Source organism: Planktothricoides sp. SR001 (assembly GCF_001276715.1).
Classification (GTDB): domain Bacteria; phylum Cyanobacteriota; class Cyanobacteriia; order Cyanobacteriales; family Laspinemataceae; genus Planktothricoides; species Planktothricoides raciborskii.
Window position 1 is genome coordinate 13,405 of record NZ_LIUQ01000053.1, and the last position, 13,258, is coordinate 26,662.

At 44.4% G+C, this 13,258-nt stretch carries 12 protein-coding genes; 6 read left to right on the plus strand and 6 right to left on the minus strand.

Features of this window, described 5'->3' with window-relative positions; translation table 11 throughout:
• Positions 1 to 359: 359 nt before the first annotated feature.
• Entirely contained in the window at positions 360 to 1,991 is a 1,632-nt protein-coding gene (locus tag AM228_RS23215; RefSeq protein ID WP_197285384.1) for a serine/threonine-protein kinase, read from the minus strand.
• Between the two features lie 410 nt (positions 1,992 to 2,401).
• Between AM228_RS23215 and purB the strand changes: the two genes are divergently transcribed.
• Entirely contained in the window at positions 2,402 to 3,697 is a 1,296-nt protein-coding gene (purB, locus tag AM228_RS23220) for an adenylosuccinate lyase (RefSeq protein WP_054469333.1), read from the plus strand.
• A 135-nt stretch (positions 3,698 to 3,832) separates the two neighbouring features.
• On the opposite strand, the gene AM228_RS23225 is transcribed toward purB, so the two are convergent.
• Both AM228_RS23225 and AM228_RS23230 read right to left on the minus strand, forming a co-directional pair.
• On the minus strand, positions 3,833 to 4,426 hold the full coding sequence (locus AM228_RS23225) for a TerD family protein (protein ID WP_054469313.1): 594 nt from the start codon (positions 4,424 to 4,426) through the stop codon (positions 3,833 to 3,835).
• 246 nt (positions 4,427 to 4,672) lie between these two features.
• The gene (locus AM228_RS23230; RefSeq protein ID WP_054469314.1) at positions 4,673 to 5,929 is read right to left on the minus strand and encodes a family 10 glycosylhydrolase; all 1,257 of its coding nucleotides are present in this window, start codon (positions 5,927 to 5,929) and stop codon (positions 4,673 to 4,675) included.
• 471 nt (positions 5,930 to 6,400) lie between these two features.
• Here AM228_RS23230 and AM228_RS23235 point away from each other — a divergent pair, with 471 nt between their 5' ends.
• Positions 6,401 to 7,006 carry a DUF4126 domain-containing protein gene (locus tag AM228_RS23235; protein WP_054469315.1) on the plus strand — a complete coding sequence of 202 codons (606 nt, stop codon included), beginning with the start codon at positions 6,401 to 6,403 and terminating at the stop codon, positions 7,004 to 7,006.
• 191 nt (positions 7,007 to 7,197) lie between these two features.
• On the opposite strand, the gene hemH is transcribed toward AM228_RS23235, so the two are convergent.
• Complete coding sequence (hemH, locus tag AM228_RS23240; protein WP_054469316.1) at positions 7,198 to 8,361, minus strand: ferrochelatase; 1,164 nt, start codon at positions 8,359 to 8,361, stop codon at positions 7,198 to 7,200.
• A 126-nt stretch (positions 8,362 to 8,487) separates the two neighbouring features.
• On the opposite strand from hemH, the gene AM228_RS23245 reads away from it, so the two are divergent.
• From AM228_RS23245 to AM228_RS23250, 3 genes are all read left to right on the plus strand, one after another.
• Positions 8,488 to 9,114, plus strand: a complete 627-nt coding sequence (locus AM228_RS23245; RefSeq protein ID WP_054469317.1) for a class I SAM-dependent methyltransferase — start codon at positions 8,488 to 8,490, stop codon at positions 9,112 to 9,114.
• Between the two features lie 55 nt (positions 9,115 to 9,169).
• A complete protein-coding gene (locus AM228_RS36405) occupies positions 9,170 to 9,304 on the plus strand; it encodes a hypothetical protein (protein ID WP_255353257.1) in 135 nt (44 codons plus the stop codon).
• A 243-nt stretch (positions 9,305 to 9,547) separates the two neighbouring features.
• Positions 9,548 to 11,056, plus strand: a complete 1,509-nt coding sequence (locus AM228_RS23250) for a tetratricopeptide repeat-containing serine protease family protein (protein ID WP_054469318.1) — start codon at positions 9,548 to 9,550, stop codon at positions 11,054 to 11,056.
• A gap of 309 nt (positions 11,057 to 11,365) precedes the next feature.
• Here AM228_RS23250 and AM228_RS23255 read toward each other — a convergent pair whose 3' ends face one another.
• Positions 11,366 to 11,707, minus strand: a complete 342-nt coding sequence (locus tag AM228_RS23255; RefSeq protein ID WP_054469319.1) for a XisI protein — start codon at positions 11,705 to 11,707, stop codon at positions 11,366 to 11,368.
• A gap of 396 nt (positions 11,708 to 12,103) precedes the next feature.
• Here AM228_RS23255 and AM228_RS33370 point away from each other — a divergent pair, with 396 nt between their 5' ends.
• Positions 12,104 to 12,247 carry a hypothetical protein gene (locus AM228_RS33370; protein ID WP_156331991.1) on the plus strand — a complete coding sequence of 48 codons (144 nt, stop codon included), beginning with the start codon at positions 12,104 to 12,106 and terminating at the stop codon, positions 12,245 to 12,247.
• A 233-nt stretch (positions 12,248 to 12,480) separates the two neighbouring features.
• On the opposite strand, the gene AM228_RS23260 is transcribed toward AM228_RS33370, so the two are convergent.
• Positions 12,481 to 13,257: a hypothetical protein gene (locus AM228_RS23260; RefSeq protein ID WP_054469320.1), complete on the minus strand. Its 777-nt coding sequence runs from the start codon at positions 13,255 to 13,257 to the stop codon at positions 12,481 to 12,483.
• Between the last annotated feature and the right edge of the window lies 1 nt (position 13,258).

Consider the following 13,258-nt stretch of genomic DNA (forward strand, 5'->3'; position numbering starts at 1 on the left):
TCGAGGCTGGCAGTTCTGTATCTTGGCTTTCTGGACTTTCTGAGGGGCGATCGCCTTGACCCTGATTCTCTTCGATCTTACTTTTGATCTTACTGCGAGTTTATCTTAGACAAGAGTGCTTTTCCAAGCTAAAAAGCCCCCCTTTGATCGGGGGGTTGGGGGATCGATCCGTCCTGTTTGCGAGAATTGTCTATTTTGTTGATACTTTATGCGATCGCACCAGATTTAATCAGTTGAATTGCCGATATTTCTTCCCGATCGAGTCATCTCTAAAATAATTCATAATTTTTTACGTTTCTTAACAGTTTGATAGATTTGGGTCGGAATGCAGAGATTATGGCAGAAAACCAGTTTCTGGTTCACTGTGTTGGGGGCGCCACTGGTGCGGTAGATTCCGGGGCTGGTGCCGGTTCTGTCACTGGGGGCGCCACTGGTGCGGTAGATTCCGGGGCTGGTGCCGCTTCTGTCCCAACCCCATCCGGGGCTGGTGCCGGTTCTGTCACTGGGGGCGCCACTGGTGCGGTAGATTCCGGGACGGGTGCCGCTTCTGTCCCAACCCCATCCGGGGCTGGTGCCGGTTCTGTCACTGGGGGCGCCACTGGTGCGGTAGATTCCGGGGTTGGGGCTGGTTCTACCGTTGGCATCGGTTCTTCGATCGCACCCGGTTCTACCGTTGGCATCGGTTCTACCGTTGGGACTGGTTCTACCGTTGGCATCGGTTCTTCGATCGCACCCGGTTCTGTCGTTGGCATCGGTTCTTCGATCGCACCCGGTTCTACCGTTGGCATCGGTTCTTCGCTCCAGTCCGGTTCTACCGTTGGGATTGGTTCTACCGTTGGGATTGGTTCTGGGGCTGGTGCCGGTTCTGCCGTTGGAGTTGGTTCTTTAATTCGAGCAGGTTGTTCCGTTAAGGTCGGTCTTGGTTTCAAGCTAGGTCCTGCTGTCCGACTCGGTGTGGTTGCGGGCGTCACATCCGGGGCCGGGGTTTTCGGAGATTTCGGCACATTGGCAATGATAGACACAAAGCCAATCACGAAAAAAACCCCGGCGAATAACCCCAAACTTAGACCCCAGGGATAATGAGTTGGAGATTTGCTTGGAGATATTGATGTAGAGGATGGAGAATGAGCGCGGGGGGCGATCGCGAGAGTCACTCCTGTTTGCGCCGGTTGATTAATTTCCTTAAGTTCTAAGAGTACATCGTCAACGCTTTGATATCTTCTCGGTAAATAACAGGAGACCATTTTATCGAGAACTCGAGCTAATTGATGGCTGACATTAACTTGATTTTTCCAGACAATTTCGCCGGTAGATGGATCTTCAGGAAATTGACTGGCAGGAATGCCACTTAAGGCTTCAATTCCAATCATCCCCAAGGCATAAATATCACTAGAAAATCTAGGTTTCCCTGCGGCTTGTTCGTGGGGCATATATCCGGGAGTTCCCACCGCAATTGTGCTGGTGGTTTGTCCGGTGGAGGTGACAGCTAGACCTTGAATCTCTTTGACAGCGCCGAAATCAATTAAGACAATTTTGCCATCGGATTTGCGGCGCATAATGTTTTGCGGTTTGATATCGCGATGAATGACGTTTTGTTGGTGAACGTATTTTAAGACTTCTAAAATTTCAATTAGCAGTGCAACAGTCTGCTTTTCACTCAGGATTTTTCCCGGATAGATTTCTTGGGCTAAATCATCGCCTTCGATAAATTCCTGTACGAGGTAAAATTGTCCCCCAGCTTCAAAATACGCAAACAATCTGGGAATGCGATCGTGTTCTCCCAGATGTTGTAATGTGGCGGCTTCTTTTTGAAATAAGGTTTTGGCTGTTGGCAAAACCTGCGGTTGCAGGTCAGAGGTGGAGAGTTGTTTAACGACGCATTTACGAGGAGTGGGCAGTTTTATGTCTTCGGCAAGGTAGGTGATGCCGAATCCACCTCTCCCCAACTCTGAGAGGATTTGATAGCGATTTTCTAGGATGGTGCCAATCATTATTTTAAGAAAAAAAGGGGGGTAAGAGGCTACAGGGGATTGTATCACAGGCATATTCCGGTCAGCAGTGGTCAGTTTGTGTGATTTGCTGGTGGTCGGATTGTGCGAGAAACCAGGTTTCTGAATAAAATCTTGGCTAAAATTCAGGCATTTTTCTGAGAAACCCAGTTTCTAGGAATTGCTGATTTTTTGGCTTTGATGGAGGGTAAAGACGAGGAAGATCCAATCGATAGATATAGGGAATTTCGGCAAACAAATAACAAATAACAAATAACAAGCAACAAATAACAAACAACAAACAACAAACAACAAACAACAAATAAAATCTTATTAAGATTAAACAACTAGAATGGCCGCTGGGCTAAAGGCGTACTACAATGGAAAGGTTGTCTAGATCCTTTTGCCAGCGCGTGATCGAGCGTTATACCCTGCCCGAGATGGGCGAACTTTGGACAGAAACCTATAAGTTAAAAACTTGGCTGCAAGTGGAAATTGCCGTCTGTGAGGCGCAAGCTGAACTCGGATATATTCCTGCGGCAGCGGTTGAAGAAATTAAACAAAAAGCAAATTTTGACCCGAAGCGGATTCAGGAAATTGAGGCGGAAGTCCGCCATGATGTGATTGCATTTCTCACTAATGTGAATGAATACGTGGGGGATGCGGGACGCTATATCCATTTGGGCATGACCAGTTCCGATATGTTGGATACAGCATTGACCCTGCAAATGGTGGCAAGTCTGAATCTGTTGCTGGAAGTGCTGGAAGATTTGATTCAAGCGATTCGCTATCAGGCGCAACAACACCGAGATACGGTGATGATTGGCCGATCGCACGGAATTCATGGGGAACCGATTACTTTTGGGTTTAAGTTAGCCGGTTGGTTGGCGGAGGTGTTGCGTCACCGCGATCGCCTGATTCAACTGCGGAAACGTATCTCTGTGGGTCAAATTTCCGGGGCAATGGGAACTTATGCCAATATTGACCCCAGAATTGAGGCGATCGCCTGCCAAAAACTAGGACTCGAACCAGATATCGCCTCCACTCAGGTGATTTCCAGAGAAATTCACGCGGACTTTGTGCAACATTTGGCCTTGTTGACGGCCTCCATTGAACGGTTTGCCGTGGAAATTCGCAACTTGCAACGCACCGATGTGTTGGAAGTTGAAGAATTTTTCTCTAAAGGACAAAAAGGTTCTTCGGCAATGCCCCATAAACGCAACCCCGTGCGTTCAGAACGGCTGACCGGGATGGCTCGATTAATTCGCGGCTATGCCATGACCGCTTTGGAAAATGTGGCCTTGTGGCATGAGCGGGATATTTCCCACAGTTCCGCAGAACGGGTGCTGCTGCCGGATGCCTGTATTCTGACTCATTTTATGTTGGTGGAAATGACTGATTTGGTGAAACATCTGTTGATTTACCCCGACAATATGCAGCGCAATATGAATGTTTACGGCGGTGTAGTGTTCAGTCAGCGGGTGATGTTAGCCCTGGTTGGTCAAGGAATGCGCCGCGAGGAAGCTTATGCGATCGTGCAATCTTGTGCTCATCAAGCCTGGAATAAACTTGATGGTGATTTTCATGCACTGATTTGCCAAGATCCCAGAGTGAAGGAAAAACTCACCCCAGAGGCGATCGAGGCTTGCTTTGATCCACAGCAACAACTCAAAAATCTCAAGGAAATTTATCAGCGATTGGGGATTTAATTGCGGATTTATTTGGGGATTTAACTAACAAAACCACAGAGACACAGAGGACACAAAGTAAGATAATTAAAGTTATACAATCTTTGTGTTCTTTGTGTCTTTTTGGTTAATTTATGTAATTGACTTATTTGAGGTTTAATTGCTATATTTAAATAACAATTCATTCAGATGATCGATGGTCATTGTTTCCCCTAATGGGATTAATAACCAACCGTTTTCTTGGCGTTTTAAAGTCGCTGTCAGTAAGGCGGTTTTTCCTACCCATTCCGGGTTAGATAAAGATTGGTGAATGAGTACCTGCCCGGAGAAGCGATCGCATAGTCGCCAAAACCCATTTTTCACTTCACTAAAATCTTGTTTTAAATCGGCACCAGAGTCAATGGCTACCCCAAAGATAATCTGCGCGATCGCCTTTGGCACTTGGTTCAAATTGATCGACATATTCTCATCATCGCCTTCCCCCGCTCCGGTTAAATTATCATTAGAAAGAATAATTGCCCCTGAGTCATGTTTGGGATGAGCAGCATAGATGAAATCCATTTTACCGCGAGGTAATTTACCGCTGTCATCTAAACAGAGTGCCACCAAGTCGAGATCGATATCATTTTCCACATCATCTTTGGCATCATCTTCCATATCATCTTCCACTGCCATATCCCACCCTAAACCACATTTGAGTCGGGTAAAATGGCTCAATTCATGTTTTATTGGTCTAACAGAATTCATCATTGTTTGAATCTTGGTCTGATTATTACTGCTTTCAATAGTTTATAGCAATTTTCGGAGTTATTTTGAAGTACAAATACAAAAAAACCTGTGATTCCCCCGTTAGGGAACCATGTGCGTCAGCGCTATATGCGGGAATCCAGGAAACCTCTGTACTTGATCCGCATTGCTACCGCTATATTGTTTCTGATATATAATAATTTATTCATGCCTATTTTAAGCTGAATTTCCTCTAGCTTGGGGTAAACTTTAAAACTTATCGGTGATTTTTTTCACCTGAGCGATCGCTTCTTCTGGTTTCCCAGAAAGAGGGAAAATCAAAATACTCTGGACTTCTGGATCTTTGACTAAACTCTCTAAATGCTGAAATTGTCGCTCTGTAATCGCGATGCCATTTGATTGCTTAACATAACCTAACTCTTGAGCAAAATTTTCCTCACTATAAACTTGGATAAACACACGGTCTACACTCCAGTTTTCCCAATCAGCGGCAAAATATTGTTTCGCCCAATAAGGATTATGATGACAAAGGTCAAAGCTAACAGCAGGATTCGCTTTTTTCATCTCAGCAATCATCTCTTCCACAAACTTAGTTAAACTGGCAGTGCGGTCAACTTTTCCCGGCAGTTCCGCATAATAACCCAGATAATCATCCCACTGCACCGCATCAATTTTGGGGTATTTTTTCACAAATTCCACTAGGATATCTTTAAAAAATTCTCCTACTTCGGGAATTTCCACATCCAGGACATAATGATCGACTCCGGGATGAGTCCTATCCACCCCGGGGACAATCCATTTCCGGGCAACAGCCAAGTCAAAAACCGGACTATTTTCATCAATTTTTATCCCTTTTTCAAAATAAGCATGAACTTGCATCCCGTGTTTATGGGCTTCATCGATTAACCAATCTAACCAGCGATCTTGAAATTCATTGGGACAGCTTTCATAACCTAAAGTTTTTTGCATTACTTGGCTATTGTACATAGTGCAAGCATTGCCCCAAACCCCATGAATTATGGTATTAATTCCTTGAGAGTGATAATAACGGACTCGTTCTCTAATCGTTTTTTCGTCGGTATTATTGGTGATGGCATAACGACTGATATAAACCCCGCGAATAATTTTGCTTTCCCAGGTAGTTCCAGCCTGCGGATTTACAGCTTTTTTATGGATCGTTTTGGGTTGTTTTTCTGCGTTAGGCTGGGGGTCATTCGCTAATATTTGTGGCGGTGATTGGGTTTGAGTGGCTGTTTGACTTTCTGGGGTTTTTTCTGATGGTTTGGCAGTAGGGATATTCGCCGTAATATCGGCAAGAAACGGTTGAACTTTTTCGGGAATCGGGATTTGTTGCACTAAAGCAAAAAGTTGGTTGGTTAAAAAATCTTTTTGGTGGGTAAATAACCAATAACCGCCGCCAATGAAAATGAGGATGATGGAAATAGGAATATTACTACATCCACAGCCACTAGGCTTTTTTTTGACGATTTTTTCTTGATTTTTCATGGTTTGATGATTCTGGTTGCTGGGGGATAAAAAGTTGTTTTTTTGTGAGTTTATGGTATGATTATATCATTAATATAAAATAATTGACATAAGTTTGTGGTTTGATTGCGTGGCTAGATTAATGTAAACAAAGAATCAAGAAATGAAGCGATCGCATCATCATCGGAATGTTGCAGGGTCGGCAGGGGGAGAGATAAATGAGCGAAATTAACCACCCCGTTTTCTGGGGTTGGGCGCGATCGCCAGCATTGTCAGCATTCAGGAGTCTCACCCCTTAGTTTAACGATCGCTTCAGTTGTTAGAGGCGATCGGTTAGCATAAATACAGAATCAATATAAATCAGCCGATGCTAAGGACTGGCAACTTGTAATAAAAGTCAACATTTCAAAATCTGAAAGGCTTGATTGTATTGGCAATTGAATCTTTGGCAACTTCCCTGATATTCTTAGCAACAATACCAGCAAAAATTCTATGATTGGACTCTTAGCGGCACTTTCGGCAGCAGCAGCGGGGGGTATGAGAATTGCCCTACCTTTACTTTTAATTGGTTTGTTGCAAAATGAGGATCTTTGGTCACGAGTCCCTTTATTGTCAAAGCTTCATCCCCAAGTGGTAATTGCCGTATTGGTAAGCTGGTCATTATTTGAACTATTTGCCTCAAAAAAGCTATTGGGGCAACGGGTGTTACAAACGGTTCAGTTGGTTTGTAGTCCATTTGTTGGGGCAATTATGGGTATGGCGATCGCGCAACTAACCTTTGTAGGAGAAGATGCGGATGCCCCAGGATTTGTGATTGCAATTATTGGGGTAGTCGGTGGACTATTAGCCTTAGTATTGCAACTGGTTCAAGTCGGCTGGTTTTATCGTTTGGGACGACTACCTTTTTGGGCAATTTTAGCCCAAGATATTCTCTGTATTTCTCTCGTCTTATTAGCTTTTGATGCCCCCAGGGAAGGAGCAATTATTGCCTTATTATTATTGTGGTTAGCGATTCGCAGTTCCCAACAGTGGTATCGCTGGTATATGCATCAAGGAGTTAAACAACATCCTCGTCACCACAAGCAAAAACCGGATTAAGTAAGACATAAATGGGGCAAAAATTAGGCAAAAATTAGGCAAAAATGGGGCAACAATGGGGCAAAAATTCGGGATCGTCCATAAAAAAATAAAGTCCGCCAAAAGCGGACTTTATCTATGTAGCGCATATAGTAGCGCATATATATGTTATATGTAGCGCGATTACTTTAACCTATCGATCGCCCAAGGGATTACAACAATCCGACAAAATGTAACGGGCCATGACCGCTAATTAACTCAGCGACCAAAGCAATAAAACCAATCATCGCCAAGCGACCATTCCAAACTTCCGCTGTGGTGGTTAAACCCCACTCCCAACGTTCTTGGGGATAAAGTTTGAAAGTCTTTTGCGGACGCATAACTTTGGAGAAATTGACACGAGGAGCCCGCAAGGCTTCTTCCACTAAATCCGCCAAGTCATTAATAAATACGGGATGAGTATTTAAAGCCGGAACCCGATAAAAATTCTCAATTCCCGCTTCTTCGGCGACTTCCCGATATTCAATATCAATTTCTTCCAGGGTTTCGATATGTTCCGAGACAAAACTAATCGGCACTATCATTAAATCTTTAACCCCTTTGTGGGCTAATTCTTCAATGGCTTCATCGGTATAGGGTTTCAACCATTCTATTGGACCAACGCGACTTTGATAAGCCAAAGTGTAGTCATTTGGCCGATTTAAGGTTTGCATGATTAACTTGGTGCAGTCCTCGATTTCCTTTTGGTAAGGATCCCCCAGGTCATCCACATAACTTTGCGGCACCCCGTGAGCACTGAAGAAGATATGCACTCGATCGGGATTTGGGCATTGATCCAGTTCGCGACTAATTAAGTCAGCCATTGCTTGCAAATAGCCAGAATGTCTGTACCACGAGGGAATCACCGTATAGTCAATCTTTTGTAATTCTGGGTCTTGTTCCCACAAGGTTTCCAATTGCCGGAAGCTAGAGCCACTGGTGCTAATGGAAAATTGAGGATACAGGGGTAAAATTACTAAGTTGGAGATGTTATCGCGCTTGATCTGAGCGATCGCCTCTTCGGTGAACGGATGCCAATAGCGCATCCCCACATAAACTTCGGCATTATGTCCATTGGCTTCTAGCTGCTGCCGTAGGGCGATCGCTTGTTCTTCTGTAATGCGACGCAGGGGAGAACCCCCGCCTATTTTTTTATAATTTTCTTGTGATGTTTTTGCCCTGCGACTGGAAATTAGCCACGCTAAGGGTTTTTGCAGCCAGGGAAAAGGTAGGCGAATAATTTCTGGATCAGAAAAGAGGTTGTACAGGAAGGGGCGGACATCCTCAAGCTGTTCCGGCCCACCTAGATTGAGTAATAATACCCCTACACGGCCCATAATAGTTATAATTTCCCAAACACTTTAATTTTCGTAATCTATTGTAACAATAAAAGCTGAGATGCTATCAGATTTATTGAGAAAGTATTTCGCATTGCCGATCGCACTCACAACAAGGAAAAAGCCGTGGCTACAATTCTCAGAGACTTAAGTTATCAGCACCAATGGCTATATGACAGCATCTCCGGTTTAGCGTCTCTCGCGGTGGGGGGTGAGTCCCGGTTTCGCCGACTGCCCTTGCAAGGGTTGAACCTCCCCAGGGACAGCAAAGTCCTGGATCTCTGCTGTGGCAGTGGTCAAGCTACTGGGGTCCTGGTGGAAAATTTTGCCGATGTCACCGGACTGGATGCCTCCCCATTATCGATCAAACGGGCGCAAAAAAATGTCCCCCAGGCTTCATATATAGAAGCCTTTGCGGAGGAGATGCCAATAGGCGATCGCCTATTTGATTTAGTCCATACCAGTGCAGCCCTTCACGAAATGCAGCCGCAACAGTTGCGACAAATTCTCAAAGAAGTCTATCGGGTCTTGAAACCAGGGGGCATTTTTACCTTAGCGGATTTTCATCCCCCCACAAATCCGATTTTTTGGCCTGGGGTCGCCATATTTTTCTGGTTATTTGAAACCGAAACCGCATGGCATTTGTTAAAAACTAACTTACCGGAATTACTCACAGAAGTGGGATTTGTTGTGGAAAAATCCACCCTTTATGCTGGGGGTAGTTTACAAGTAATTCAGGCCAAGAAAAATTAATTGTTTAAAGGAAGCATTCCGGTAGTGGTAGGGTGCGTTAGTCGGGGCAAAAATTATGACTCAAATTAATTATCTTTATTCCCGACGTAACGCACCCTACAAACTCAAGCAACCAAGCAAAGAAACCGGGTTAGAAACCGGGTTTCTTAAAGAAACCCGGTTTCTTGATTGGGTGACAAAGATGGTCTAAAGAAACCCGGTTTCTCTGTTGCCCTCTGTTGGGTTTCGTTCCTCAACCCAACCTACGAATACTCATTGCTAACGGAAAAATATGACAATTTTTTCCGTTAGCTTCAATTTACTTAAACTCCGAATGTCAGAAATGTCAGAATTGTCAGAAAAATCTGAGGAAGGGGTCGATCGGAAATCTATCTTTTAATTTCGCCTTTAATATTTAAGGTGGATCATTATCACCCCAAACCAATAATCAGCTATGAGTAGAGGTTATTCGCAGTTTGATGCTCTCACTGCTATTCTGGCAGGAACCTTAACCGTTGCCGGAATTGTTACTTTTGCCCCGTCACCGCTTTTGGCAAAATCTGCCCAAGAAATTGCTCAATTAGCGATTCCTGTCACCGTTCAAATTAATGGCGAATCTGCCAAAGCTACCAGTAGTGGGTCTGGGTTTATTATTGCGAAACAAGGAACAACTTATACCGTTCTCACCTGTAATCATGTGGTTAAAGATGCTCAATTTACCTATAAGATTCGCACGAATACAGGACAAGACTATGCCGTAACCAATATTGTCCTATTACAAAAAAATGACAATCAACCAGATTTAGCGGTTGTCACCTTTAACAGTGCAGAATCCTATCCAGTTGTCACCTTGGGAAATTCCGATCGCGCTGCCGTTGGTTCAGAAATTTTTGTGTTTGGATATCCCGCGAATGTGTTGAATAATAAATATGGAAGTAGTCGTAATTTTGAGTTTTCTCCAGGGTTTGTCACCAGCCGTCTGAACAACCATCCTAGAGGTTATACTTTACGCTACAATGCTGTCACCAAAGGTGGCATGAGTGGCGGGCCGGTATTTGATTCAGAAGGACGAGTAATTGGCATTCACGGGGAAGGTGATCGCGATTATGATACTGTAGCCGATGGTCAAGGAAATCGTACCGGCAGAGTGGCGACAAAAACTGGCTTTAATTCCGCAATTCCCATTAATATTTTTATCCCTAAACTATCCGAAGCGGGGTTAAGTGCTGCCGCGATCGCGATCGACGATTCGCCGACTACGAATGCCCCAGTCGCCGTAAATAATCCTAATAATACTCAAACTTTTTATGTTCGGGGATTAAGTCGCTTTGACCAAGGAGATTTTTCTGGGGCGATCGCCGATTTTACTCAGGCAATTCAAAGTCAGGCAAATTACTCAGAAGCTTTTTTTTATCGCGGTCTGGCTTATTTTGAGCAAGATAAGTTTGCCGAAAGTATGGCGGATTATAATCGAGCCATTGAGATTAATTCCGCTTATGTGGATGCTTATTATAATCGGGCGTTAGTTCGTGCGGCAATGGGCGATCGCCTCGGTTCAATTGATGATTACACCCAAGTAATTCGTCTGGATCAAACCTTTGCCGCAGCTTATAATAATCGCGGGTTAGCATTGTCAGATTTAGGCGACCAACAACAGGCGATCGATGATTTTAATCAGGCTTTACAAATCAATCCGGGGCGATCGAATACTTATTTTAATCGCGGATTAGCCCTGTTTAGAATTGGCAGCGATCGGGCGGCTTTGACTGACTACACTCAAGCCATTCAACTAAACCCTTATTATGCCAAAGCTTATGCCAATCGAGGCATTACATTAGCCAGAATGGGCGATCGGCTTGGGGCAATTTCCGACTTACAACAAGCCGCTCGTTTATTTCAAGCCCAAGGCATGAATGCCGATGCCGAAAAAGCATCTTTAATGGCTCGTCAACTGCAACGGTAAAGGCGAGCGTCAATATATCAATATAAAAATATGATGCGATCGCGTTTTCCCAGTGAATAAAAATCTGTAAAATCTGTAGGGGCAAAGCATGACCGCAGAGATTTCTGGTTAAAGACTTAAACTTATTACGGTCATGCAACGCCGCCCTCCGTGGTTGCCCCAAGCAGAGATTTCTGGTTAAAAACTTAAATTTATTACGGTCATGCTTCGCCGCCCTCCGTGGTTGCCCCAAGCAGAGATTTCTGGTTAAAAACTTAAATTTATTACGGTCATGCTTCGCCCACCCTAACCGATTAGGCGGACGACTGTCTAAGCCACACCATAATCTGTATAAGGGCGCTTGTAGGGGGGATGCAAACCCAGGACAATATCCTCGCGAGGAATTCCCATTGCCACTAATTCCTCCGCAGGATTCCAATCGGTGAGGTTTTGTTGCAACCAAATTTTACCATCTTTAATATCAAAATGAATAATCGAGCGATAAATCCGATTTAGCTCTTGCCAACCCACATCCATCCATTGATAATGATCTCGTTGGGTATCAAAGATGAGTTGTGTTTCAATTTCAGGATTTGACGGGTAATACTCATAGTTTGCATAACGAGTGAGCAGGCTTTGAATCGCTGTTCGATATTGTTCTACTTTATCCATGATTCTTTTGTGAGTGCTATTTTAACAACATCGTGAAAACGGTCTTTAGCCACAACAGACAATCCGATAAGCGAGGTGCTATCCAAACTTATCATAGCAAGTCAAACAGTGAGTAGGGTCGCGGTCTGTAGGGGCGAAGCATGACCGCAGAGATTTCTGGTTGAAAGCTTAAATTGATTACCGGAATGCTTCGCCCTCCGTGGTTAACCCAAACATTAAAATCTGTAGGGGCAAACCGATGGCGGTGGTTGCCCCAAGCAGAGATTTACAGCGGTTTTCTGCCCTTGTAAACCACACCCGTCGGGGATTAAAATCCCCGCCTGTAGGGGTCAACGGCCGCTGACCCCTACAGGCGGTTAAAACCGACTAATCATACTTGGTAGGGGTCAACGGCCGTTGACCCGTACAACGGCTGTTGACCCGTACAGAATTTTAGTCGGTTTTAACCGACTTGTGCTGTTAGCCAGGGAATTTATTCCCTGGCGGTTAATTGACAGGCGATTAATTCCCTGGCGGTTAATTGGCGGTTTTGGCGGTTAATGTGGTTTATTAATTTAAAAACCGCTGTATGGTTAAAGGCTTAAATTGATTACCAATTTTAAAAAATTATTGCTACAGTTGCGAGGTTTTTTCTGGCGCAAGCATTGCGCCCCTACTGTTGCATTTTTAATTGTAAATGGTATTATTCCCAAAATGCTTCACCCATGCAAAAAATTGGGCTTTTTCAAAACAAAAATTAAGGACACGGCAATGCCGTGTCCCTACCGAATATCCTAAAAATTTACGGTCAACAATATTGTCCGTCTAGGCTGATTTCTGCCTTCAACCGTAAACTCCACTCTACCAAAACCCTTTGGCCCCGGTTCCACTAACTCATAGCGAGATGTCACAGTTCCGGCTAATGAATTATATTGACTGAAAACTACATTGGGATTTCGGCCAACCGCCGTATCTGTATCCCCACCCCAAGAACCCCAATCATCAAAAGTCGAGCGAATTGGTAACAAAAGATTGGCAATATCTGGAGGGGTTAATCGTTGATCCGCTAAAACTTTTTGGGCATTATGAATACCGCACAACGTTGGCCCAGAAATTTTGGCATCACTATATTGACCCTGAAATTTTTGCACAAAACCAAAGCCAACATTTGCCCCCACATCTTCTTGTTTTTGCCGACCCCACAAGCGACTAATACTGGAGTCCACGCCGCCTGTCCCATGTTGGGCCAATTCTGTGCGGTTGCTGGTAAAACGTCGCCTAACAAATTCTGTATCAGCCATGCGAATGCGGTTCGCCGCATCAGGGGGAATGTCATTGCCAACATTGGTATTTCCTTCCAAAATAGAAGACAAAACCCCGGAAACCGGCTGTACCCCACAATATTGTTGCAATCCGCTAAAAACACCATTAGCGGAAAAGGCGCTGAGGGGAAATTCTAAAGAATAGGCTTCAGCAGGTTTAGGGAAAAAAATCCCAGAAGTTGTGGAAGCCGCAAAAGAAGCGCCACCCCAGATAATCATCCGATTCACTTGACGACGACTCAGACTCATA